Here is a 24341-nt window from a genome sequence, read left to right as displayed (position 1 = left end):
GAAGGCGGCCGCCCCTCAGGGGGCGGCCGCCTTCGTCGTTCGTGGCCCCGGGGAAACCGCGGGCCGGGGCGGACCTACTGGGCGCCGGGGCGGACCAGGCCGCTCTCGTACGCGTACACCGCGGCCTGCACCCGGTCGCGCAGGCGCAGCTTGGTGAGCACATGCCCGACGTGCGTCTTCACGGTCGTCTCGCTCACGAAGAGGTCCGCCGCGATCTCCGCGTTCGACAGGCCGCGCGCCACCAGCTTCAGCACCTCGACCTCGCGCTCGGTGAGGGTGTGCAGGGTGTCCGGCACCGGCTCGTCGCCGGAGGGCAGATGCGCGGAGTACTTGTCGAGCAGGCGGCGCGTGATGCTCGGCGCGAGCATCGCCTCGCCCGCGGCGACCACGCGGATCGCCTGCACCAGCTCGTTCGCCGGGGCGTCCTTGAGCAGGAAGCCGCTGGCGCCGGCGCGCAGCGCCTCCACCACGTACTCGTCGAGGTCGAAGGTGGTCAGGACCAGGACCTTCGCCGGACCGTCCCGGCCGGGGCCGGTGATCTGCCGGGTCGCCTCGACGCCGTCCATCCGCGGCATGCGGATGTCCATGAGCACCACGTCGGGCTGGAGTGCCCGGACCTGGTCAAGAGCCTGAAGGCCGTCTCCGGCCTCGCCGACGACCGCGATGTCCTGCTCGGCCTCCAGAATCATCCGGAAGCCGGTGCGCAACAGCGGCTGGTCATCGACCAGTAGGACACGGATGGCCACGTAACTCTCCTTAGCTAGGCCGGGCCCATTCTGCCCTGCTCGCCCTCGGCCGACTCGGGCGCCCTGAGAGGAAGCGGATACGGCGGGGGAGTCCCGCCGAATTCAGGACATACCGCCTGGTGATCGCACCAACCGCACAATTTGGTCGGACGGGGGCGCCACTCGCCCGTCGCGGTGGCCAGCTCGATCGCCTCCCAGAGGGCGAGCAGCTTCCGCTCCACCCGCTCCAGATCCGCCACCACCGGGTCATACGTGACGACGTCACCACTGCCCAGATAGACGAGCTGGAGGCGGCGCGGGACCACGCCCTTCAGCCGCCACACCACCAAGGCGTAGAACTTCATCTGGAACAGCGCGCCCTCCGCGTACTCCGGACGCGGGGCCTTGCCCGTCTTGTAGTCCACGATCCGCACGTCGCCCGAGGGGGCCACGTCGACGCGGTCGATGATGCCGCGCAGCCGCAGCCCCGAGGCCAGCTCGGCCTGCACGAACAGCTCGCGCTCCGCCGGCTCCAGGCGCGTCGGGTCCTCCAGGGTGAACCAGCGCTCGACCAGCTTCTCCGCGTCCGACAGCCAGCGCGCCATCCGCTCGCCCTGCGGATCGTCGGCGAACAGCTCGGTCAGCTCCGGCTTGGTCTCGCGCAGCCGGTCCCACTGGCCGGGGATCAGCGACTTGGCGCGCGGCGCCGTCCGCTCGCTCGCCGGAGCGTCGAAGAGACGCTCAAGGACCGCGTGCACCAGGGTGCCCCGCGTCGCCGCCTCGCTGGGCTTCTCGGGCAGCTTGTCGATCACCCGGAAGCGGTACAGCAACGGGCACTGCATGAAGTCACCCGCGCGCGAGGGCGACAGGGACGCCGGGCGCGCGGCCGCCGCGGCGCCTTCGGAGCTGGTTTCCATGGGAACAGACCCTACGGCCCGCCACTGACAACGGACGCATACCATCGACGACGAACCCTCTCGCCCTGCATGATCGTGTGGGTAACCACGCCATACCGGGGCGAGGGACGCTTTCGATCGAGGGGACATCGTGGACGAACGCGGCGAGAGCGGCAGGCCGCAGTCCGACGGCACCGAGGGCCCACGTCCGAGCGGGAAGGCCGGCGCCTCCGGGTCGCCGCGCCCGCTCGACGTGGCCGACGAGCGGCCCGAGGCCCGGCCGATCACTCCACTCGACAAGTCTCCCGAGGCCCCACACCCCGAGGACGGCACCCCCACCGAACCGAACACCACGCGACCGAGCCCTGCCGAGAACCGGGATCCGGCCCCCGCCGATGAGCAGGCGCCCGCCGATGGTGCGGCGCCCGCGCCCAAGCCGGACCCGGCGCCCGCCCCCGCCCCCGCCGAGGCGCGCGAGCGGGTGCCGGGCGAGCGCGGTCCCGGGCGGCGCAAGAGCGGACCGCCCAAGACGCGGAAGGGCCCCGGTGGCGGCCTGCTCATGGGCAGGCCGTTCGGCGTGCCCGTGTACGTCGCACCGAGCTGGTTCCTCGTCGCCGCCCTCATCACCTGGGTCTTCGGCGGCCAGCTCGACCGCGTCCTGCCGGAACTGGGCGGCGTCCGCTACCTCGTCTCGCTCTTCTTCGCCGTCGCCTTCTACGCCTCCGTACTCGTCCACGAACTGGCCCACACCGTCGCGGCCCTCCGCTTCAAGCTGCCGGTGCGCCGGATCCAGCTCCAGTTCTTCGGCGGCGTCTCGGAGATCGAGAAGGAGTCGGAGACCCCGGGCCGGGAGTTCGTCCTCGCCTTCGTCGGCCCGCTGCTCTCCCTCGTGCTCGCCGGGGTGTTCTACGCGGGCATGCGCGCGGTCGAGCCCGGCACCGTCCCCGGCGTCCTGCTCGCCGGACTGATGATCTCCAACCTCATCGTCGCCGCCTTCAACCTCCTGCCCGGCCTGCCCCTGGACGGCGGCCGCATGCTCCGCGCCGTCGTCTGGAAGATCACCGGCAAGCCGATGAGCGGCACCATCGCCGCCGCCTGGGTCGGCCGCGCGCTCGCCGTCTCCGTACTGATCGGACTGCCCCTGCTCAACCAGTCCGGCGCCCTCGGCGGCGACCCCCAGGAAATCAGCGGCATGGACACCGTCACCGACGCCCTGCTCGCCGCGATCCTCGCCGCCATCATCTGGACCGGCGCAGGAAACAGCCTGCGCATGGCCCGCCTGCGCGAACACCTGCCCGAACTGCGCGCCCGCACCCTCACCCGCCGCGCGGTGCCCGTCGAGTCCGGCACCCCCCTCTCCGAAGCGCTGCGCCGCGCCAACGACGCGGGCGCCCGCGCCCTGGTGGTGGTCGACCCCGACGGCGACCCGAAGGCCGTCGTCCGTGAGGCGGCCATCGTCTCCGTGCCCCAGCACCGCCGCCCCTGGGTCACGGTCAGCGGCCTCGCCCAGGACCTCACCGAGGGGATGCGCGTCTCCGCCGAGCTGTCGGGGGAGGAGCTGCTCGACACGCTCCGGGCCACCCCCGCCACCGAGTACCTCGTCGTCGAGGACTCCGGCGAGATCTACGGAGTCCTCTCCGCGGCCGACGTCGAGCGGGCCTTCGTCAAGGCGATGGCCCGGCCCTCCTGAAGGCCCCCGGCGGCCGCCACCGTGGTCGGCGGTGTCCGCCGCGGCCGGTAGGCTGGTCACATGTCCGAACCGACCGGTGCCGCCCGCCGTCGCGGGCCCTTCAAGGTCGGGGACCAGGTCCAGCTCACCGACCCCAAGGGACGCCACTACACGTTCACGCTCGAGGCCGGGAAGAATTTCCACACCCACAAGGGTTCCTTCCCCCATGACGAGCTGATCGGCGCTCCCGAGGGCAGTGTTGTCCGTACCACGGGGAATGTCGCCTACCTGGCGCTGCGACCCCTGCTCCCCGACTACGTCCTGTCCATGCCCCGCGGCGCCGCCGTGGTCTACCCCAAGGACGCGGGGCAGATCCTGGCCTTCGCCGACATCTTCCCCGGCGCTCGCGTCGTCGAGGCGGGCGTGGGCTCGGGCTCGCTGAGCAGCTTCCTGCTCCGCGCCGTCGGCGACGAGGGAATGCTGCACTCGTACGAGCGCCGTCAGGACTTCGCCGACATCGCCCGGCAGAACGTGGAGCGCTACTTCGGCGCCCCCCACCCCGCCTGGCAGCTCACCGTGGGCGACCTCCAGGACAACCTCAGCGACACCGAGGTCGACCGGGTCATCCTCGACATGCTCGCCCCCTGGGAGTGCCTGGAGGTCGTCTCCAAGGCGCTCGTCCCCGGCGGCATCCTCTGCTGCTACGTGGCGACCACCACCCAGCTCGCGCGGACCGTGGAGTCCATCCGCGAGATCGGCGGCTTCAACGAGCCGACCGCCTGGGAGTCGATGATCCGCAACTGGCACGTCGAGGGCCTGGCCGTCCGCCCCGACCACCGCATGATCGGGCACACCGGCTTCCTGCTCACCGCCCGCCGCCTCGCGGACGGCGTCGAGCCCCCCATGCGCCGCCGCCGCCCCGCCAAGGGCGCGTACGGCGAGGACTACTCCGGACCCAACGCGGACGGCGGCACCCCGCGCTGACCCGCGCGACAGGCCCCGTCCAATGAGCAGGCGCCGCCGCCGAGTTCCCTGACCGACCAGGGAACTCGGCGGCGGCGCCGTTTCGTTGACGAGGCACCAGCCGCGTACCGGAAGCCGCGGACCGAACCAGGCCGAGTGCCCCCGGACCCCGGTGTTCCACCTCACTGTGACGTATGGCACGATGCTGGCCACCTCCCCCACCGGCACAGCCCTCACAGGAGACACTTCCTCGTGCAGCACCCCGCCGTCCCGGAACTGGCACACACCGCCGCCCGCCCCATCCACTGGCTGGCCACCGCGGCCGCGCTGGCCGCCGTCGTCGCGGGCTCCGCCTTCATCGAGCCCGACGCCGCCACGGCCGCCCAGACGGGGGCCAAGGCGCACACCAGAGCCGCCGCGGGCGCACCCGTCCCGGCGCCCGACCCCGCGTCCGTGGACTTCCCGCTGAACTGCGGCACCGCGAAGTCCGTCGTGAAGGAGAAGGCCTTCGGCGACCTGGACGGGGACGGCCGGGCCGAGACCGTCGCCGTGGTGCACTGCCGCGCCGGTTCGGGCACCCCGCCCGACGGCGTCTACGTGATCACTCGCCCCGGCACCGGAAAACCCCGCGTGGTCGCGACACTCGTCGACCCCGCGGACCGGCTCAACACCACCGACTTCGCCGTACGCGACGGCGCGGTCACCGCGACCCTGCTCGGATACTCGTCACTGGACGTCCCCCGCTGCTGCCCCGACCGGAAGGACGCGGCCAAGTGGCAGTGGAAGGACGGCACATTCGAGAGGACGACGCCGGCCGGAGCGCGCGACGTCTAGCGCGCGACGTTCAGTGCGCGACGTCCGACACGGCGCGGGCGCCTCACCGGGTGAGGCGGATCACTCAGCGTCAGGGCCGTAGACCTCGACCTGGTCCGAAACCCGGCGCACATGGATGCAGTCGCCCGGACACTCCTTCGCGGAGTCGGTGACATCACGCAGGAGCGGCAACGGCACCGGCGTCGTGGCTCCGGGCGCCTGCAGCAACTCGTCGTCGCCGCTCTTCACGTAGGCCAGTCCGTCGATGTCCAGTTCGAAGACCTCCGGCGCGTACTGCGCACAGATGCCGTCCCCGGTACAGAGGTCCTGATCGATCCAGACCTCCAGAAGGTCGTGGCCCTCACTGCCGGTCTCGGCCTCGTGCCGCACGGTCATCTCTCCTGCCGGTAGCTGCGCCGAGCGGGCCGACCACACGGTAAGTCGGGCCAGCTCTGACGGGTGTTGAACACTTCGACGATACAACCGCCCGCTTTCCGATGTTGTTGGGTGGGTATTCACCTGAGAGTGAGGGAGAGCGCAAGGGTGAAGATCGGACACACCCCCATCCTGTTTGTGATCTAGGGGTTTCAATCGACACCCACCCAGGTAGGGTCTGGAAGCGTCCAGCTCCCCTTGGAGGAGGTGAGGACCGTGGCAGCCCACGACGACGACATCAACCGCGGCATCCGGCCGGGGCGAGGGTCTGAAGACCCCGCCGGTCAGGTTGCCTATCTCGAGCAGGAAATCGCCGTCCTGCGACGAAAGCTCGCCGACTCTCCGCGTCATACGAGGATTCTCGAAGAGCGGATCGTCGAGCTGCAGACCAACCTGGCCGGCGTGTCAGCACAGAACGAACGGCTCGCCAACACGCTCCGCGAGGCCCGCGACCAGATCGTGGCCCTCAAGGAGGAAGTCGACCGGCTCGCACAGCCGCCGGCCGGCTTCGGAGTCTTCCTCGTGGCCAACGAGGACGGCACGGCCGACATCTTCACCGGGGGCCGCAAGCTCCGGGTGAACGTCAGCCCCAGCGTGGAGCTCGAAGAGCTCAGGCGCGGCCAGGAAGTCATGCTCAATGAAGCGCTCAACGTGGTCGAGGCCATGGAGTACGAGAGCGTCGGCGACATCGTCACCCTCAAGGAGATCCTCGAGGACGGCGACCGCGCCCTGGTGGTCGGACACACCGACGAAGAACGAGTGGTGCGGCTCGCCGAACCCCTCCTCGACGTCACCATCCGCCCGGGCGACGCCCTGCTGCTCGAACCCCGCTCCGGCTACGTCTACGAGGTCGTGCCCAAGAGCGAGGTCGAAGAGCTCGTCCTCGAAGAAGTCCCCGACATCAGCTACGAGGCGATCGGTGGCCTCGGCGGCCAGATCGAGATGATCCGGGACGCCGTCGAGCTCCCGTACCTCTACCCCGATCTCTTCAAGGAGCACGAACTGCGGCCGCCCAAGGGCGTGCTGCTGTACGGGCCCCCCGGCTGCGGCAAGACGCTGATCGCGAAGGCCGTCGCCAACTCGCTCGCCAAGAAGGTCGCCGAGGTGACCGGCCAGCCCACGGGGAAGAGCTACTTCCTCAACATCAAGGGCCCCGAGCTCCTCAACAAGTACGTCGGTGAGACCGAGCGCCACATCCGCCTGGTCTTCCAGCGTGCGCGGGAGAAGGCGAGCGAGGGCACCCCCGTCATCGTCTTCTTCGACGAGATGGAGTCGCTCTTCCGCACCCGCGGATCCGGCGTCAGCTCCGACGTGGAGAACACCATCGTCCCGCAGCTCCTCGCCGAGATCGACGGCGTGGAGGGCCTGGAGAACGTCATCGTCATCGGCGCCTCCAACCGCGAGGACATGATCGACCCCGCGATCCTGCGCCCCGGACGACTCGACGTGAAGATCAAGATCGAGCGCCCGGACGCCGAGGCGGCCAAGGACATCTTCGCCAAGTACCTCACCGAACGACTGCCCCTGCACGCCGACGACCTCACCGAGCACAGCGCCGACCGGCGCGCCACGGTGCACGGCATGATCCAGTCCGTCGTCGAGCAGATGTACGCCGAATCCGAGGAGAACCGCTTCCTCGAGGTGACGTACGCCAACGGCGACAAGGAAGTCCTCTACTTCAAGGACTTCAACTCCGGCGCCATGATCGAGAACATCGTGGGCCGCGCCAAGAAGATGGCCATCAAGGCCTTCCTCGAAGCGGACCAGAAGGGCATCAGGGTCGCTCACCTCCTCCAGGCTTGCATCGACGAGTTCAAGGAGAACGAGGACCTGCCCAACACCACCAACCCGGACGACTGGGCCAGGATCTCCGGAAAGAAGGGCGAGCGGATCGTGTACATCCGCACCCTCGTCACCGGAAAGCAGGGCGCGGACACCGGACGCTCCATCGACACGGTGGCCAACACCGGTCAATACCTCTAGAACACAGGGCGGCTGCGGGTGTCCTTCACGGGTACCCGCGGCCGTCTGCTTTTCAATGAAGGCAATGATCTCCCCACCAGCGCAAAGGCGTTCTAGTCTCTTCGGTACCGCCGAGTCGCGCAGTGCGGGGACGGGCACCGCACGCGCACTGGAGCACCAGCGGTACTTGAGCGCCGTTCCCGAATGGGAGCGCCGCCGGGCAAGGAGGGCCGCATGACCGTACGGCGAGTAATGGGCATCGAGACGGAGTACGGCATCTCCGTCCCCGGCCATCCCAACGCCAATGCCATGCTCACCTCATCCCAGATCGTCAACGCGTACGCAGCGGCGATGCACCGGGCGCGACGCGCCCGCTGGGACTTCGAGGAGGAGAACCCGCTGCGGGACGCGCGAGGTTTCGACCTCGCCCGCGAGGCCGCCGACGCCAGCCAGCTGACCGACGAGGACATCGGCCTCGCCAATGTCATCCTCACCAACGGAGCGCGTCTCTACGTGGACCACGCGCACCCCGAATACAGCTCACCGGAGATCACCAACCCCAGGGACGCGGTCCTCTGGGACAAGGCCGGCGAGCGCATCATGGCCGAGGCGGCCGACCGCGCGGCGCAGCTCCCCGGAGCCCAGCCGATCCACCTCTACAAGAACAACACCGACAACAAGGGCGCGTCCTACGGCACGCACGAGAACTACCTGATGAAGCGGGAGACCCCCTTCTCGGACATCGTGCGCCACCTGACGCCGTTCTTCGTCTCCCGCCAGGTCGTCACGGGCGCGGGACGGGTCGGCATCGGCCAGGACGGCCATGAGCACGGCTTCCAGCTCAGCCAGCGCGCCGACTACTTCGAAGTGGAAGTGGGCCTGGAGACGACCCTGAAGCGGCCCATCATCAACACCCGTGACGAGCCGCACTCCGACGCCGAGAAGTACCGCAGGCTGCACGTCATCATCGGCGACGCCAACCTCTCGGAGATCTCGACCTACCTGAAGCTCGGCACCACCTCCCTCGTGCTCGCCATGATCGAGGACGGCTTCATCGCGGTGGACCTCGCGGTCGACCAGCCGGTGCGCACCCTGCACCAGGTATCCCACGACCCGTCGCTCAAGCACCTCGTCACACTCCGCAGCGGCCGGTCACTCACCGCCGTACAGCTCCAGATGGAGTACTACGAACTGGCCCGCAAGTACGTGGAGGAGCGGTACGGCTCCGACGCGGACGAACAGACCAAGGACGTGCTGACCCGCTGGGAGGACGTGCTCGGCCGCCTGGAGAGCGATCCGATGAGCCTCTCGGGCGAGCTCGACTGGGTCGCCAAGCGCGAACTCATGGAGGGCTACCGGCGCCGTGACAACCTCGACTGGGACGCGCCGCGCCTCCACCTGGTCGACCTCCAGTACGCCGACGTACGGGCCGAGAAGGGGCTGTACAACCGCCTGGTCGCCCGGGGCAAGATGAAGCGGCTCCTCGACGAGGCGGACGTGGAGCGCGCAGGCACCAAGCCGCCCGAGGACACGCGCGCGTACTTCCGCGGCCGGTGCCTGGAGCAGTACGCGGACGACGTGGCCGCCGCCTCCTGGGACTCCGTCATCTTCGACCTGCCCGGTCGTGACTCTCTGCAACGAGTGCCGACCCTGGAGCCCCTGCGCGGCACCAGGAACCACGTCAAGGAGCTCTTGGACCGCTGCCGCTCGGCGGAGGATCTGGTTCGGGTCCTTTCCGGCGGCTAAAGGTCATCGACGAGGGAATCACAGAGGTGGGTCCCGTACGTTGCACCAAGTGCGGGGCCGATGTCGGACCCGGATTGTAGGGTCTGATCAAGAACGTCTAACCGAGCGAGCGGGGTGAGGTAGATGGCGACCAAGGACACCGGCGGCGGACAGCAGAAGGCGACGCGCAACACCGAGGAGACCGAGGAGCAGGCGCCGGAGGCGCAGGGCTCCGAGGACCTCAAGGAGCGCCAGGAGAAGCTCAACGACGACGTGGACTCCGTTCTGGACGAGATCGACGACGTCTTGGAGGAAAATGCCGAGGACTTTGTCCGGAGTTTCGTGCAAAAGGGCGGACAGTGACGAATGTCCGAAGTGGGCATCGGGAAGAAGTGCTCCGCTTGTCAGCAGACTCTTCCTGTCCGCGCCTCCGCGGCGAACAGCTCGCGGGAAGGTAGACGTTCCCGAGGGGCGCAAGCTCTGCCGCACGTGCGGCGAGGTCACACCTCATGCCGAGTGGCACCGCAATGGAACCGCCTCGGATGGCCTGTCGACGCGCTGCAAGGCGTGCCGGGCCATCCAGGGGCGGGAGGGGCACCTGAAGCGCCAATACGGCATGACCGAAGCCGAGCGCGACGAGGTGATCGCCTCCCCAACGGGGCTCTGCGTGATCTGTCTCAGTGCCCCCGCAGTCCATGTGGATCACTGCCACGAAACGGGTAGGGTCCGTGGCGTACTGTGCTTCAACTGCAATTCGGCCATCGGCAAGTTGGGAGACGATCCCGACACAGTTCGTCGGGCTGCTGCCGCCTATTTGGAGGGATCCTCGTGGAAGCCAACACTCGTAGCACCGGGCGTCTGCCAGCTGCCTTCCTGACGCCCGGTTCGTCGTCCTTCATGGATTTCCTGACCGAGCATCAGCCCGAGATCCTGCCGGGTAACCGTCAACTGCCGCCCCTCCAGGGCGCGATCGAGGCGCCGCACGGCACGACCATCGTGGCCGTCACGTTCCCCGGCGGCGTGGTCCTCGCCGGTGACCGGCGGGCGACGATGGGCAACATGATCGCGCAGCGCGACATCGAGAAGGTCTTCCCGGCCGACGAGTATTCGGCGGTGGGCGTCGCCGGCACGGCGGGCCTGGCCGTCGAGATGGTGAAGCTCTTCCAGCTGGAGCTGGAGCACTTCGAGAAGGTGGAGGGCGCCACGCTCTCCCTGGAGGGCAAGGCGAACCGGCTCTCCACGATGATCCGGGGCAACCTCGCCATGGCCATGCAGGGCCTGGCCGTGGTGCCGATCTTCGCGGGGTACGACGTGGACCGCGAGAAGGGCCGCATCTTCTCGTACGACGTCACGGGTGGCCGCTCCGAGGAGCACGTCGGGTACGCGGCGACCGGTTCCGGTTCGGTCTTCGCCCGCGGCGCCATGAAGAAGCTGTACCACGGTGGTCTGACCGAGGACCAGGCGACGACTCTGGTGATCCAGGCGCTGTATGACGCCGCGGACGACGACTCGGCGACCGGCGGCCCCGATGTGGGGCGGCGGATCTATCCCATCGTCACGGTCATCACCGACGACGGTTTCCGCAGGCTGACGGACGACGAGTCCGCGGCGATCGCGCGTTCGATCCTGGAGAGGCGGCTGGAACAGCCCGACGGCCCGCGTGCCGCGCTGCTCTGACCGTCCCGAATTCGCCGCCAGCAGTTTTTGACAGAAAGGGACGGATCCGGTGTCGACGCCGTTCTATGTATCACCTCAGCAGCAGATGGCCGACCGTGCGGAATACGCCCGGAAGGGCATCGCGCGCGGCCGCAGCCTGGTCGTACTGCAATTCACCGATGGCATCGTGTTCGTCGGCGAGAACCCGTCCCGGGCGCTGCACAAGTTCAGTGAGATCTATGACCGCATCGGTTTCGCGGCCGCCGGCAAGTACAACGAGTACGAGAACCTGCGTATCGGTGGTGTCCGGTACGCCGACCTTCGCGGCTACACCTACGACCGCGACGACGTGACGGCGCGTGGTCTGGCGAACGTGTACGCGCAGACGCTGGGCACGATCTTCTCCAGCGCCGCCGAGAAGCCCTACGAGGTGGAGCTGGTCGTCGCCGAGGTGGGTGTCACCCGCGAGGGCGACCAGATCTACCGCCTGCCGCACGACGGTTCCATCGTGGACGAGCACGGTTCACTGGCCGTCGGCGGTAACGCCGAGCAGATCAGCACGTATCTGGACCAGCACCACAGCGACAGCATGACGCTGGCCGAGGCGCTCAAGCTCGCGGTGCGCGCGCTGTCGCGGGACACCAACGGCAGTGAGCGGGAGATTCCCGCCGAGCGCCTCGAGGTGGCGGTGCTCGACCGGACGCGGCCGCAGCAGCGGAAGTTCAAGCGGATCGTGGGACGGCAGTTGTCCCGCCTCCTTGACGAGGGCGGTTCGACGGACGCCCCGTCCGACACGGAGCCCGAGGCCGAGCCCGAGACGGAGGCCGACGGCGAGTAGTCCGTCCCGCGTGCGCCCCGTGCTCCCGGCAGTCCGCCGGGGGCGCGGGGCGTTCGTGCGTGCGGGGCCGGTCAGCGGGCGGGCCCTGTCGAGTCCCGTACGACGAGTTCGACGGCCAGGGGTGTGGAGTCGGGGGTGCGTCCTTCGAGGACGGCGACGAGGGACTCCATGCCGCGCTCACCGAAGTGTTCGGCGGGCAGGCGGACGGTGGTGAGTTCCGGTTCGACGGCGGTGGCGAGGGTGAGGTCGTCGAAGCCGGTCACGGAGAGGTCTTCGGGGACGCGCAGCCCGAGCCGCCGGGCCGCTTTGCAGACGCCGGCGGCGAGGAAGTCGTCGTCGCAGATGACCGCGGTGGGCCGGGGCCCGGGCGCGGCCAGGGCGGTCTCCGCGGCGGTGCGGGCGGCGTCGACGGTCAGGGGCGCGGCCACGCGCCGCAGCGCGGTGCCGGTGCCGCTGAGGGCCGTGGCGAGGGCGTCGGCGCGTACGTCGAAGGTCCAGGAGTCGATGTCGGCGGCGAGGTGCAGGAAGTCGCGGTGGCCGAGGGCCAGCAGGTGCCGGGTCACGCGGCGCATGCCGTCGGCGAGGTCGAGGTTGACGGTGGCGGCGCCGAGGCTGCGGGCGGGGTCGCTGTCGAGCATGACCAGGGGCAGGTCGTCGCCGCGGATGGCGGCGAGCGCGTGGGAGGCCATGGAGGAGGCGAGGACGCCGTCCAGTGAGGCCCGCGCGGAGTCGAAGGGGTCGCGGGCGGGTCCTGTGCCGTCGGGGGAGAGGTAGAGGACGACACCGAAGCCGTGCCGGGCGGCGACGCGGGCGGCCCCGGTGTGGACGTGGGCGAAGAACTCGTTGGTGAGGGCGGGGACGACGAGCAGCGCGGTCCTGGTTCTGCCGAGGCGGAGGTTGCGGGCGGCGAGGTTGGGCCGGTAACCGAGCTCGCGTGCGGTGGCGCGGACGCGTTCGGCGGTCGCCTCGGCGACGCGGCCGTGCCATTTGTCGCCGAGCACCAGGGAGACGGTCGCCTGTGAGACACCGGCCACACGTGCGACGTCGCGGCTGGTGGGCGGCCGGGGGCCCCCGGTCTCCTGTTGTGGCCCGGCCACGGTTACCTCCCAGATCGTGGTCCGCGGGCGGGCATGCGGTGGCCCCGTGGACAGCGCTCATGGTACGTATGGCGCTCGAAGTTATACGTAAAACCCCGGCCGTGGCGGCGTGGGGGAAGGGCAGGCGGACATGGCTGCGGGATATGCGGAGATCCTCCGGACGCGGTATGCGACACGGCTGCTCGCCGGGACGCTGGTGGGCCGGCTGCCCAACGCCACGGCGGCGATCGCGATCGTGCTGTTCATCCGCGCGGAGGGCGGCAGCTACAGCCTGGCCGGGGCGCTGGCCGCGGTGTACGGCGTGGCCAACGCGGTGGGGCAGCCGCTGCTGGGCCGGCTCGTGGACCTGCACGGCCAGCCGCGCGTGCAGCTTCCCGCGGCCCTGCTCTCCGCGCTCGGCATGGCGGCCTTCGCCTTCACCGGGCCCGACCGGCTGGCCCTTGCGTACGTCTCGGTGGGCGCCGCGGGGCTGTTCACGCCGCCCCTGGAGGGCGGCCTGCGGGCGCTGTGGCCGAGCGTCCTCGGCAAGGAGGAGCGGATCCACACCGCGTACGCGATGGACGCCATCGCCCAGGAGGTGATGTTCACCGTCGGCCCGCTGCTCGTGACCGGCTGCGTGGCTCTCTGGTCGGAGCAGGCCGCGCTGCTCGTCGTGAACGCGATCGGCGTGCTGGGCGCCCTCTCCGTGGTGATGTCCCAGCCGTCACGCGCGTGGCGCTCGGCGCCCCGCGAGGCGCACTGGCTGGGGGCGCTGCGCTCGCCCGGGCTCCTCGCGCTCCTCGGCGCGTTCCTCTTCATCGGCATGGCGCTCGGCTCCATCACCGTCGCCGGAGTGTCGTACGCGGACGGGCACGGCGGTGACGCGGTCTACGGCTGGATGATGGCGGCGCTCGGTCTCGGCGCGCTGATCGGCGGCTCGGTGTACGGCGCCCGGCAGTGGCACGGCGTCCCGGAGCGGCGGCTGAGCGTCCTGGTGGCTCTTCTCGCGGTCTGCTACGTGCCGTTGACGCTGGTGCCGGGCGCGCTCGCCATGACGGCGCTGACCGCGCTGGCGGGGGTCTTCCTCGCGCCCGCGCTCGCCTGCGCGTTCATCATCGTGGACCGGCACGCCCCGCGGGGCACGGTCACCGAGGCGTTCTCGTGGCTCGTCACGACGTTCACGGTCGGCGCCTCGCTGGGCACGGCCGCCGCGGGTCCCGTGGTCGAGTGGGGCGGGACGGCAGGGGGGTTCGCGGTGCCGGGACTCGCTGGTGGAGCGGCTCTCGTGGTTTTGCTGGCCACCGCGCGGGTAATGGTGACACCCGGGGAAACGGGGGTCGTTGCGGGTTCATCGGAAAATGATCGAAACGGTGCCGTCGAACCCGGTTTCAGTGCCGGGCATCAGGCGTAATGTTCAGTCATGGACCGCCGCATTTTCGGGCTGGAGAACGAGTACGGCGTCACGTGCACGTTCAGGGGACAGCGCCGGCTGTCGCCTGACGAGGTGGCGCGCTACCTCTTCCGCCGTGTTGTGTCATGGGGCCGCAGCAGCAACGTCTTTCTGCGGAACGGCGCCCGCCTCTATCTTGACGTGGGATCACATCCGGAATACGCAACACCCGAATGTGACAACGTGACCGAGCTGGTCACCCACGACAAAGCCGGCGAGCGCATTCTGGAAGGCTTGCTCGTCGACGCAGAACGTCGCCTTCACGAGGAGGGAATCGCGGGCGACGTCTATCTCTTCAAGAACAACACCGACTCGGCCGGAAACTCCTACGGGTGCCACGAGAACTACCTGGTGGCCCGGCACGGAGAGTTCTCGCGGCTCGCGGACATCCTCATCCCGTTCCTCGTCACCCGCCAGCTCCTGTGCGGCGCGGGGAAGGTGCTGCAGACTCCGCGCGGCGCCGTGTACTGCGTGAGCCAGCGCGCCGAGCACATCTGGGAGGGCGTGTCCTCCGCGACCACCCGATCCCGTCCGATCATCAACACCCGCGACGAGCCGCACGCGGACGCCGAGCGCTACCGCAGGCTGCACGTCATCGTCGGTGACTCCAACATGTCCGAGACGACCATGCTCCTCAAGGTCGGCGCCACCGACCTGGTGCTGCGCATGATCGAGGCGGGCACGGTCATGCGGGACCTGACGCTGGAGAACCCGATCAGGGCCATCCGCGAGGTCAGTCACGACATCACGGGCCGCCGCAAGGTGCGTCTGGCCAGCGGCCGCGAGGCGTCCGCCCTCGAAGTGCAGCGCGAGTACTACGAGAAGGCGGTGGACTTCGTCGACCGCCGCGGCATCCGCACCGGCACCGTCGAGCAAGTGCTCGAACTGTGGGGGCGGACGCTGGACGCGATCGAGGCCGAGGACCTCGACCGCATCGACACCGAGATCGACTGGGTCATGAAGTACAAGCTCATCGAGCGGTACCGCGCCAAGCACAACATGACCATGTCGCATCCGCGGGTCGCGCAGATAGACCTCGCCTACCACGACATCCACCGCCGTCGCGGGCTCTACTACCTCCTGGAGAAGAAGGGCCAAGCCGCCCGCATCTGCAACGACATGAAGATCTTCGAGGGCAAGTCGGTGCCCCCGCAGACCACCCGCGCGCGGCTGCGCGGCGACTTCATCCGGCGCGCCCAGGAGCAGCGCCGCGACTTCACGGTCGACTGGGTGCACCTCAAGCTCAACGACCAGGCACAGCGCACGGTGTTGTGCAAGGACCCCTTCCGGTCGGTCGACGACCGTGTGGAGAAGCTGATCGCCGGTATGTGACCCCGGCCCGCCGGGATGTGACCCCGGTGAGGCCAGTGGCGTTGTGGGAACGCAACGCGGGCGCCGTACGTTCCTCGTACGGCGCCCTTCTCACGCCGTAGAGTTGCGCGCACGACAATCCACAAGATCGACCGATACGAGGCCCCCACCGTGCGCCGACGCTCCCTCCTCCTTGCCGTCCCGGCCGGCCTGCTCACGCTCGCAGGCTGTGGTGACGACAAGCCCGACAAGGCCAAGCCCAAGACCAGCGAAGCCCCGACCAACTCGCCGTCGGCCGCCCCGAAGGCGAAGATCGTGGGCGGGCCCGTGCCCGAGATCACCAAGGGCGACAAGTTCGGCAAGAAGCCGACCGTCGCCAAGGGCTCCGGCAAGCCGTCCTCCGACCTCGCGGTCAAGACCCTGATCGAGGGCAAGGGCAAGGAGGTCGCCAAGGGGGACTATCTCCAGGCGCACTACCTCGGCCAGATCTGGGCGACGGCCAAGGTCTTCGACAACTCCTACGACCGGGGCAACCCCACGGTCTTCCCGATCGGCGTCGGCCAGGTCATCCCGGGCTGGGACCAGAGCCTCGTCGGCAAGAAGCTCGACAGCCGCATCGAGCTCGCCATCCCGCCGGAGCTGGGCTATGGCAAGCAGGGCAACAAGGAGGCGGGCATCAAGGGCTCGGACACCCTCGTGTTCGTCGTCGACCTCGTGGACACCTTCAACGCCAAGAGCTCGTCGAAGGGCAAGGAGGTCGCCCAGTCCAACAAGGACCTGCCGAAGGTCGGCACGGACACGGACGGCAAGGCCCCCTCGATCGACATCCCGAAGACCGACGCGCCGGGGAAGCTCGTCTCCTCGTACATCCTCGAGGGCGACGGCGACGTGATCAAGGAGACCGACAGTCTCCTGTGCCAGTACAAGGGCGTGCTCTGGGAGGACGGCAAGGAGTTCGACTCCTCGTACAAGCGCAAGCAGCTCGCCCAGTTCCAGCTCGCGCAGGTCGTCAAGGGCTGGGCGCAGGGTCTGACCGGCAAGAAGATCGGCAGCCGCGTCCTCATCGTCATCCCCCCGAAGCTGGGCTATGGCGACAAGCCGCCGCAGGGCAGCTCCATCAAGAAGGACTCCACCCTCGTCTTCACCGTGGACATCCTCGCGAAGTCGTGAGCTCCCGGGGATGTAAGACTGTCCGCGCTGACTTTCCGTACCAAGCAGGAGCATTTTCGTGAGCATTGAAAAGCCCGAGGTCGACTTCCCGGGCGGCGAGCCGCCGACCGAACTGCAGAGCAGGGACATCTGGGAGGGCGACGGCCCGGTCGCCAAGGCCGGCGACTTCGTCAAGGTCCACTACGTGGGCGTGGCCTTCAGCACGGGCGAGGAGTTCGACGCGAGCTGGAACCGCGGCAACCCGCTGGAGTTCCAGCTCGGTGCCGGTCAGGTCATCTCCGGCTGGGACCAGGGCGTGCAGGGCATGAAGGTCGGCGGCCGTCGTGAGCTGATCATCCCCGCCCACCTCGCGTACGGCGACCGCGGCGCCGGTGGCGGCCGCATCGCCCCGGGCGAGACGCTGATCTTCGTCTGCGACCTCGTCGCGGTCTGAGGCCCGGATGACCGGGTCGCGGGCCTTTCGTCCCGCGACCCGGCCCGCGACCCGCCCCGCGCGTCGCGTCCGCCGAGGGCCCATGCTGTCCGGCATGGGCCCTCGGCTTTTGCCGCGACACCCCGGGGCGGTACGGTCATCGGTCGGAAGCATTGTGTGCTCGTCAGCGTTGTGTGTTCGAGAAGCATGTGTGTAAGGCCGAGAAAGGGCGTCAATGGCCATTGCCAAGGCCGAGCGGCTGATGAATCTGGCGTTGTGCCTGCTCGGGACGCGTAGGCCGCTGAGCAAGCGTGAGCTGCGCGAGTCCATCGAGGCCTACCTCGAAGCGGGCTCGGACGACTCCTTCAACCGGATGTTCGAGCGGGACAAGGACGATCTGCGCGAGCTCGGCCTGGTCATCGAGACCGTGGAGAACCTCGACGGTGACGTCGGTTACCTCGCACGGCGCGACAGCAACCGCCTGCCGCCCATCACCCTCGACGCCGAGGAGGCCGCCGCTCTCGGCCTCGCCGCCAAGGTCTGGCAGCAGGCCCGCCTCGCCGGAGCCGCCAGCGGCGCCCTGCAGAAGCTGCGCGCCGCCGGGCTGCCCGAGGAGATGGACCCGTACGGGGCGCACAGCGCCCTGGAGCCCCGCATCCCCGCGCACGAGGCGTCCTTCGAGCCGCTGATGCTCGCCTGCCGCGACCGCCGCCCCGTCGTCTTCGACTACCGCAAGGCCACCGCCGCGCGTCCCGAGCAGCGGCACGTCGAGCCGTGGGCGCTCGAGTGCTGGCGCGGCCACTGGTACCTCGCGGGCTGGGACCGCGACCGGGGCGCCGAGCGCGTCTTCCGGCTCTCGCGGATCACCGGCAAGGTCCGCGCCCGCGCGGGCAAGTACACCGTCGACGTCCCCGACGTCGTCACGGTGCGTGAGACCGTGGCGAGCTGGGCGGGGGAGTCCGCCGACCGCACGGCCCGCATCAGGCTCCGCGCGGAGGCCGGCTATCCGCTGCGGGCCAAGGCGGGCTCGCTGCGGGAACTGGGCGACGGATGGGACGAGTTGGAGATTCCGTACGGGCACGGGCTCGACGCCTGGCTGGTGGAGTTCGGGCCCGACGTGGTGGTCCTCGAGCCCGCCGAGCTGCGGGCCGACGTCATGGACCGGCTGCGCGCCGTGGCCAAGGGCTGAGGGGACGGAAGACCAATGGCCTCGAACGCCATCGACCAGACACGACGGATGCTGTCGCTCGTCACCTATCTGCGCGAGCGGCCCGGCGCGCACGTGGAGGACGTCGCCCGCGCCTTCGGCATCACCCCCGACGAACTGATCTCCGACCTCGACGTGCTGCCCCTGTGCGGCACCAGCTTCCGCGGCGGCGACCTGCTGGACATCGACACCGACGGCGACCGCATCTGGTGGCACAACCCCGACGACGTCGCCGCCCCGCTGCGGCTCGCCGCCGACGAGGCGACCGCGCTGCTGGTGGCCGCCCGCGCGGTGGCCACCCTGCCCGGCCTGCGCGAGAGCGACCGCCTCGCGCTGCTGCGCGCCACCGCGAAGCTGGAGACCGCGGCCGGTGAGACGGCGGGCGCCAGCGCCCGGCTCTCGGTGACCTTCGAGTCCGAGGGCGGCGTCTTCGCCGACGTCGACCGGGCCATCTCCGAGCGGCGCAGGCTCTGGATCCGCTACTACTCACCGGCCCGCGACGAGCTGACCGAGCGCGAGATCGACCCGATCCGCCTGGTCAGCGTCGGCCACACGTACGTGGAGGCGTGGTGCCGCCGCTCCGAGGCGCGCCGCACCTTCCGCCTCGACCGCGTCGCCGAGATCAAGATCCTCGACGAGCCGTCCGCGCCGCCCGAGGTCGAGCTCCGCGATCTCTCCGAGGCGCTCGTGCAGCCCGCCGCCGAGGACCCCGAGGTCGTCGTCGAGGTCGGCCCCGGCGGCCGCTGGGTCGCGGAGTACTACCCGCACGACAGTGCGGACGAGCTGCCCGACGGTGGCCTCCGCATCACCCTGCGCACCCCCGACCCCACGTCACTGCGCCGGCTCGCGCTGCGGCTCGGCGGGGACGGGCGGATCGTCTCCCCCGTACAGCTCGCGGACAGCGCACGGCAGGCCGCGCGGGAAGCCCTCGCGGCCTACGATGAGCAGCCGTACGCGCAGGCATATGAACGGCAGGAGCAAGGGCGTTGAGCACACCGACCATGTCCGGGCTGCCGGGAGTGCCGGCCCAGGCCAGGCCCGCTCCCGTCCTCTTCACGGCCGCCTGCCCGGACTGCCGCGCCCGCTTCGAGCTCTCCGCGGGGGCGCTGCGCCTGGTGATCGGCGCCAGTGACCGCACCACCTTCTACTCCTTCACCTGCCCCGAGTGCGGGGTGTCGGCCCGCAGGCCGGCGGGCGAGCGCATCGTCGAACTGCTCACCGGCGGCGGGGTGCGGACTCTGCGTCTGCACTCGACCGTCTAGGCTCGGCGCATGTTCTGGGCGATGCTCGCGATCGCGGCGGGCTTCTTGGGCCTCGCCGTCCTCGGCGTACTGGCGGTCAAGGTGTTCGTGGAGGCGCAGCGCCTCGCGCACCAGGTGAACCGGACCACACAGCGGATCAACCGGGCGGCCGAGGACCTGGAGAAGGCCGCGGCGGCAGTGGCGCGTGCGGGTGAGGGGACTCCGTAGCATCCGCGGCCTGTCACCTGCCGGAGGTGGGCGGGTACGCTGCGATGACGGCCCGGATCGAGGCGGGGGGCCGTACTCGGAGTATGCGCGGGGATTGCCGAGCGTTTACCCCGGGGGGTTACGATCGCTGCCAGCGTGGAGATCGGATGTATGTCCGGTCTACGCGTACCAGACTCCTGTCGCCTCGGTGAAGAAGGTATTAGCTATGGGTAGGCTCGGCCCCACCGAGATCGTTCTCATCCTCGTCATTGTCGTGCTGCTGTTCGGCGCCAAGAAGCTGCCGGACATGGCGCGCTCCCTCGGCAAGTCCGCCCGCATCCTCAAGAGCGAGGCCAAGGCGATGAAGTCCGAGAGCAAGACCGACGACGCCGCTCCGGCCGACCCCCCGAGCGACCCCGCCGTCCAGAAGCGCACGATCCAGGCTGCCCCCGGCGACGTGACCAGCTCCCGCCCGGTCACCGAGCCGACCGACCGTACGACGCAGCGCTGATCCAAGGCCGGCACAGGCCGGCCTGCCGCACGAGATGAGGACGTGGGTTGCTCAAGTCTGCCCGCAAGGACAAGGACCCCGAGGGGCGGATGCCCCTCGGGGAGCATCTGCGCGAGCTCCGCAACCGGCTCGCGAAGGGCATGTTGGCGATCACGGTCGTGTCGATCGTGGCGGCTTTCTTCAGCCAGCAGCTGATGGAGTTCCTGGCTGATCCGGTGCCCCGCTGCAAGCCGGGCATGGACCCGACCGGCGGCCATTGCGCGAGGGTGACGTTCAACGACCTGCTGTCACCCTTCACCACCACGGTGAAGGTCAGCCTCATGGTCGGCATCATCGTGTCCAGCCCGGTGTGGCTGTACCAGCTGTGGGCCTTCGTCGCGCCCGGCCTGCACAAGCACGAGCGGAAGTACACCTACTGGTTCGTCGCTGCCGCCGTGCCGCTCTTCTTCGGGGGCGCCTGGCTGGCGTACACGATCCTGCCGATCAGCATGCGTGTCCTGATCAGCATCACGCCCGACCAGGCCGAGAACCTCCTCGCGATGGACAAGATCCTCGACTTCACCGTCAGGATGGTCCTCGTCTTCGGCGCCTCCTTCGAGATGCCGCTGCTCCTCGTGATGCTCAACATGACCGGCATGGTGACCGGGCGCCGCATGCTCACCTGGTGGCGCGGCGTGGTCATGGGTGTCTTCGTCTTCGGCGCGGTGGCGACCCCGACCACGGACCCCGTCGGCATGATCGCCCTCGCCGGGCCGATCGTCCTCCTCTACTTCCTCGCGGTCGGCATCTCCTTCCTGAACGACAGGCGCCGACGCCGCAACAACCCCGACGCCGGACTCGACGACGACGAGGCGTCCGACCTCGACCTCACGCCCGAGGCCGTCGGAGACGTCGAGGCCGTCTCGACGCCGAAGGCGCTGCCCGAGCAGGCGAGCACGGGACGGTCGGACCAGCGGGTGAACGGTTTCGATGACGTGACCTGACGTGACCTGACGCGACCCGTCGATCCCACCGCGGGCCGCGGCCCCCGATAATGATCGTCCGTTGTCAGTGGTGGCCGGTAGTCTCGAAAGCACGATGACAGAGGACCTCTCACCGGCCGAGCGGTATGCGGCAGCGCGCAAGCGCGCTGTCGAGCAGGCCACCGCACTCGCGTCCTTCCGCGAGATGTACGAATTCGGCCTCGACCCCTTCCAGATCGAGGCCTGCAAGGCGCTGGAGGCGGGCAAGGGCGTGCTCGTGGCCGCCCCCACGGGGTCGGGCAAGACGATCGTCGGCGAGTTCGCCGTGCACCTCGCCCTGGGCCAGGGCAGGAAGTGTTTCTACACCACGCCCATCAAGGCGCTCTCCAACCAGAAGTACGCCGACCTCGCCAGGCGGTACGGCGCGGACAAGGTCGGCCTCCTCACCGGCGACAACAGCGTCAACTCCGACGCGCCGGTGGTCGTCATGACCACCGAGGTCCTGCGGAACATGCTCTATTCGGGCTCGCAGGCGCTGGTCAACCTCGGCTATGTGGTCATGGACGAGGTGCACTACCTCTCCGACCGCTTCCGCGGCGCCGTCTGGGAGGAAGTGATCATCCACCTCCAGGAGTCGGTCACGCTCGTCTCCCTGTCGGCCACGGTGTCGAACGCCGAGGAGTTCGGCGACTGGCTCGACACCGTGCGCGGCGACACCGAGGTGATCGTCTCCGAGCACCGGCCCGTGCCGCTCTTCCAGCACGTGCTCGCCGGGCGCCGGATGTACGACCTCTTCGAGGAGGGCGAGGGCCGCAAGAAGGCGGTCAACCCCGACCTGACCCGCATGGCCCGCCTTGAGGCCACCCGCTCGTACAACCCGCGCGACCGCCGCAAGGGCAAGATGATCCGCGAGGCCGACCGCGAGCGGGAGCGCAGACAGCGGTCGCGGGTCTGGACGCCGGGCCGCCCCGAGGTCATCGAGCGGCTCGACTCCGAGGGCCTGCTGCCCGCGATCACGTTCATCTTCAGCCGCGCGGCCTGCGAGGCGGCGGTCCAGCAGTGTCTGTACGCGGGACTGCGGCTGAACGACGACGAGGCCCGGATGAAGGTCCGCGAGATCGTCGAGGAGCGCACGGCCTCGATCCCGCACGAGGACCTCCACGTCCTCGGGTACTACGAATGGCTGGAGGGCCTGGAGCGCGGCATCGCCGCGCACCACGCGGGCATGCTGCCCACCTTCAAGGAGGTCGTGGAGGAGTTGTTCGTGCGCGGCCTCGTGAAGGCCGTCTTCGCCACCGAGACCCTCGCCCTCGGCATCAACATGCCCGCGCGCAGCGTGGTGCTCGAAAAGCTCGTGAAGTGGAACGGCGAGCAGCACGCCGACATCACCCCCGGCGAGTACACCCAACTGACCGGCCGGGCCGGGCGCCGCGGCATCGACGTCGAGGGCCACGCGGTGGTGCTCTGGCAGCGCGCCATGAACCCGGACCACCTGGCCGGACTCGCGGGCACGCGCACGTATCCGCTGCGGTCCAGCTTCAAGCCGTCGTACAACATGGCGGTGAACCTCGTGGAGCAGTTCGGGCGGCACCGCTCGCGCGAGCTGCTCGAAACGTCCTTCGCACAGTTCCAGGCGGACAAGTCGGTCGTCGGGATCTCCCGCCAGGTCCAGAAGAACGAGGAGGGCCTGGAGGGCTACAAGGCCTCCATGACCTGCCACCTGGGCGACTTCGAGGAGTACGCGCGGCTGCGCCGGGAGCTCAAGGACCGGGAGAACGAGCTGGCCAAGCAGGGCGCGGTCCAGCGCAGGGCCGCGGCTGCCGCCTCCCTGGAGAAGCTCAAGCCGGGGGACGTCATCCACGTACCCACGGGGAAGTACGCGGGGCTCGCGCTCGTCCTCGACCCGGGGCTGCCCGCCGGGCGGGCCAACGGCCACCGCGGCTTCGACCACGTCGACGGGCCGCGCCCGCTGGTGCTCACCGCCGAGCGGCAGGTCAAGCGGCTGGCGGCCATGGACTTCCCGGTGCCGGTCGAGGCCCTGGAGCGGATGCGCGTCCCGAAGTCGTTCAACGCCCGCTCGCCGCAGTCCCGCCGTGACCTGGCGTCCGCGCTGCGCACCAAGGCCGGGCACATCGTTCCCGACCGGCACCGCAAGGGCCGCGCGGCGGCCGCCGACGACCAGGAGATCGCACGGCTGCGCACGGAGCTGCGCGCGCACCCCTGCCACGGCTGCGACGAGCGCGAGGACCACGCGCGCTGGGCCGAGCGGTATCAGCGCCTCATGCGCGACACCACGCAGCTGGAGCGCCGTATCGAGGGGCGGACGAACACCATCGCCCGCACCTTTGACCGCATCGTCGCCCTGCTCAGCGAGCTGGACTACCTGCGGGGCGACGAGGTCACGGAGCACGGGAAGCGCCTCGCCCGGCTCTATGGGGAGCTCGACCTGCTGGCCAGCGAATGCCTGCGCGCCGGAGTGTGGGAGGGGCTCGGCCCCGCCGAACTGGCGGCGTGCGTCTCGGCGTTGGTGTACGAGTCGCGGGTCGGCGACGACGCGCTCGCGCCCAAGGTGCCGTCCGGCGCGGCGAAGGCGGCGCTGGGGGAGATGGTGCGGATCTGGGGCCGGCTCGACGCCCTGGAGGAAGAGTTCAAGATCAGCCAGACGGAGGGCGTCGGCCAGCGCGAGCCGGACCTGGGCTTCGCCTGGGCCGTGTTCATGTGGGCGAACGGCAAGGGTCTCGACGAGGTGCTGCGCGAGGCGGAGATGCCGGCCGGTGACTTCGTGCGCTGGTGCAAGCAGGTCATCGACGTCCTCGGCCAGATCTCCGCGGCGGCCCCGCGCGGGGGAAGCACGGTGGCGAAGAACGCCCGCAAGGCGGTGGACCAGGTGCTGCGCGGAGTCGTGGCGTACAGCTCGGTCGGCTGACGGCTGACGGCTGACGGCTGACGGCAGTCACTGTTGCCCGTCGGGTGCCCTGATCAAGGGGGCGCCCGGCGGGCATCGCTGTTTCCGGGATCGTTACGCCATGCGTTCGAATGATCGCCATGCGTGTAAATGGGCGAGTGTATGCCGTCACCCGCGGCCGTCGCAGAGGGTTGTCAAATATTACTT

General features: G+C 69.7%; 23 protein-coding genes and 1 pseudogene. 20 read left to right on the top strand and 4 right to left on the bottom strand.

Features of this window, described 5'->3' with window-relative positions; all coding sequences use genetic code 11:
* Window positions 1–74: 74 nt before the first annotated feature.
* Together ACRAKF_RS09035 and ACRAKF_RS09030 are read right to left on the bottom strand one after the other, a co-directional pair.
* Window positions 75–746 carry a response regulator gene (locus ACRAKF_RS09035; RefSeq protein ID WP_447036411.1) on the bottom strand — a complete coding sequence of 224 codons (672 nt, stop codon included), beginning with the start codon at window positions 744–746 and terminating at the stop codon, window positions 75–77.
* Window positions 747–760: 14 nt separating this feature from the next.
* Window positions 761–1642 (bottom strand): RecB family exonuclease, encoded by an 882-nt coding sequence (locus ACRAKF_RS09030; RefSeq protein ID WP_447036410.1) that lies wholly within the window; start codon window positions 1640–1642, stop codon window positions 761–763.
* Between the two features lie 130 nt (window positions 1643–1772).
* Between ACRAKF_RS09030 and ACRAKF_RS09025 the strand changes: the two genes are divergently transcribed.
* The 3 genes from ACRAKF_RS09025 to ACRAKF_RS09015 all read left to right on the top strand — a co-directional run bounded on the left by ACRAKF_RS09025 (window position 1773) and on the right by ACRAKF_RS09015 (window position 5087).
* On the top strand, window positions 1773–3311 hold the full coding sequence (locus tag ACRAKF_RS09025; protein ID WP_447036409.1) for a site-2 protease family protein: 1539 nt from the start codon (window positions 1773–1775) through the stop codon (window positions 3309–3311).
* A gap of 60 nt (window positions 3312–3371) precedes the next feature.
* The gene (locus ACRAKF_RS09020) at window positions 3372–4274 is read left to right on the top strand and encodes a tRNA (adenine-N1)-methyltransferase (protein WP_447036408.1); all 903 of its coding nucleotides are present in this window, start codon (window positions 3372–3374) and stop codon (window positions 4272–4274) included.
* A gap of 231 nt (window positions 4275–4505) precedes the next feature.
* Entirely contained in the window at window positions 4506–5087 is a 582-nt protein-coding gene (locus ACRAKF_RS09015; protein ID WP_447036407.1) for a hypothetical protein, read from the top strand.
* Between the two features lie 60 nt (window positions 5088–5147).
* Here the strand turns inward: ACRAKF_RS09015 and ACRAKF_RS09010 are convergent, their stop codons facing one another.
* Entirely contained in the window at window positions 5148–5462 is a 315-nt protein-coding gene (locus tag ACRAKF_RS09010) for a ferredoxin (protein ID WP_447036406.1), read from the bottom strand.
* Between the two features lie 255 nt (window positions 5463–5717).
* On the opposite strand from ACRAKF_RS09010, the gene arc reads away from it, so the two are divergent.
* From arc to prcA, 6 genes and pseudogenes are all read left to right on the top strand, one after another.
* On the top strand, window positions 5718–7484 hold the full coding sequence (gene arc / locus ACRAKF_RS09005) for a proteasome ATPase (protein WP_447036405.1): 1767 nt from the start codon (window positions 5718–5720) through the stop codon (window positions 7482–7484).
* A 213-nt stretch (window positions 7485–7697) separates the two neighbouring features.
* The gene (gene dop / locus ACRAKF_RS09000; RefSeq protein WP_447036404.1) at window positions 7698–9209 is read left to right on the top strand and encodes a depupylase/deamidase Dop; all 1512 of its coding nucleotides are present in this window, start codon (window positions 7698–7700) and stop codon (window positions 9207–9209) included.
* A 123-nt stretch (window positions 9210–9332) separates the two neighbouring features.
* Complete coding sequence (locus tag ACRAKF_RS08995) at window positions 9333–9551, top strand: ubiquitin-like protein Pup (RefSeq protein ID WP_447036403.1); 219 nt, start codon at window positions 9333–9335, stop codon at window positions 9549–9551.
* A gap of 76 nt (window positions 9552–9627) precedes the next feature.
* A pseudogene (locus ACRAKF_RS08990) lies at window positions 9628–10065 on the top strand (endonuclease VII domain-containing protein); the annotation flags it as partial.
* Complete coding sequence (gene prcB, locus ACRAKF_RS08985; RefSeq protein WP_447036402.1) at window positions 10017–10865, top strand: proteasome subunit beta; 849 nt, start codon at window positions 10017–10019, stop codon at window positions 10863–10865. The pseudogene ACRAKF_RS08990 and the gene prcB, both read left to right, overlap by 49 nt.
* A gap of 49 nt (window positions 10866–10914) precedes the next feature.
* Complete coding sequence (gene prcA / locus ACRAKF_RS08980) at window positions 10915–11682, top strand: proteasome subunit alpha (protein ID WP_447036401.1); 768 nt, start codon at window positions 10915–10917, stop codon at window positions 11680–11682.
* A gap of 71 nt (window positions 11683–11753) precedes the next feature.
* On the opposite strand, the gene ACRAKF_RS08975 is transcribed toward prcA, so the two are convergent.
* Entirely contained in the window at window positions 11754–12779 is a 1026-nt protein-coding gene (locus ACRAKF_RS08975; RefSeq protein WP_447036400.1) for a LacI family DNA-binding transcriptional regulator, read from the bottom strand.
* 130 nt (window positions 12780–12909) lie between these two features.
* Here ACRAKF_RS08975 and ACRAKF_RS08970 point away from each other — a divergent pair, with 130 nt between their 5' ends.
* The 11 genes from ACRAKF_RS08970 to ACRAKF_RS08920 all read left to right on the top strand — a co-directional run bounded on the left by ACRAKF_RS08970 (window position 12910) and on the right by ACRAKF_RS08920 (window position 24155).
* The gene (locus ACRAKF_RS08970) at window positions 12910–14169 is read left to right on the top strand and encodes an MFS transporter (RefSeq protein WP_447036399.1); all 1260 of its coding nucleotides are present in this window, start codon (window positions 12910–12912) and stop codon (window positions 14167–14169) included.
* 9 nt (window positions 14170–14178) lie between these two features.
* Complete coding sequence (pafA, locus tag ACRAKF_RS08965; protein ID WP_447036398.1) at window positions 14179–15540, top strand: Pup--protein ligase; 1362 nt, start codon at window positions 14179–14181, stop codon at window positions 15538–15540.
* 150 nt (window positions 15541–15690) lie between these two features.
* On the top strand, window positions 15691–16689 hold the full coding sequence (locus ACRAKF_RS08960; protein ID WP_447036397.1) for an FKBP-type peptidyl-prolyl cis-trans isomerase: 999 nt from the start codon (window positions 15691–15693) through the stop codon (window positions 16687–16689).
* 58 nt (window positions 16690–16747) lie between these two features.
* The gene (locus tag ACRAKF_RS08955; RefSeq protein WP_447036396.1) at window positions 16748–17122 is read left to right on the top strand and encodes an FKBP-type peptidyl-prolyl cis-trans isomerase; all 375 of its coding nucleotides are present in this window, start codon (window positions 16748–16750) and stop codon (window positions 17120–17122) included.
* A 214-nt stretch (window positions 17123–17336) separates the two neighbouring features.
* Window positions 17337–18290, top strand: coding sequence for a helix-turn-helix transcriptional regulator (locus tag ACRAKF_RS08950; RefSeq protein WP_447036395.1), 954 nt, complete (start codon window positions 17337–17339; stop codon window positions 18288–18290).
* Between the two features lie 15 nt (window positions 18291–18305).
* The gene (locus ACRAKF_RS08945) at window positions 18306–19298 is read left to right on the top strand and encodes a helix-turn-helix transcriptional regulator (protein WP_447036394.1); all 993 of its coding nucleotides are present in this window, start codon (window positions 18306–18308) and stop codon (window positions 19296–19298) included.
* An 11-nt stretch (window positions 19299–19309) separates the two neighbouring features.
* The gene (locus tag ACRAKF_RS08940; protein WP_447041882.1) at window positions 19310–19570 is read left to right on the top strand and encodes a hypothetical protein; all 261 of its coding nucleotides are present in this window, start codon (window positions 19310–19312) and stop codon (window positions 19568–19570) included.
* A gap of 9 nt (window positions 19571–19579) precedes the next feature.
* Window positions 19580–19777, top strand: a complete 198-nt coding sequence (locus ACRAKF_RS08935) for a hypothetical protein (RefSeq protein WP_447036393.1) — start codon at window positions 19580–19582, stop codon at window positions 19775–19777.
* Between the two features lie 205 nt (window positions 19778–19982).
* Entirely contained in the window at window positions 19983–20267 is a 285-nt protein-coding gene (gene tatA, locus ACRAKF_RS08930) for a Sec-independent protein translocase subunit TatA (protein WP_062780053.1), read from the top strand.
* Window positions 20268–20356: 89 nt separating this feature from the next.
* Window positions 20357–21250, top strand: a complete 894-nt coding sequence (tatC, locus tag ACRAKF_RS08925; RefSeq protein WP_447041881.1) for a twin-arginine translocase subunit TatC — start codon at window positions 20357–20359, stop codon at window positions 21248–21250.
* A 94-nt stretch (window positions 21251–21344) separates the two neighbouring features.
* Window positions 21345–24155, top strand: a complete 2811-nt coding sequence (locus ACRAKF_RS08920) for a DEAD/DEAH box helicase (RefSeq protein WP_447036392.1) — start codon at window positions 21345–21347, stop codon at window positions 24153–24155.
* Window positions 24156–24341: the final 186 nt, after the last annotated feature.

Source organism: Streptomyces sp. DSM 118878, assembly GCF_052936595.1.
The sequence above is the reverse complement of the archived record's forward strand: the minus strand, read 5'-3'. Positions and strand labels throughout refer to the sequence as shown.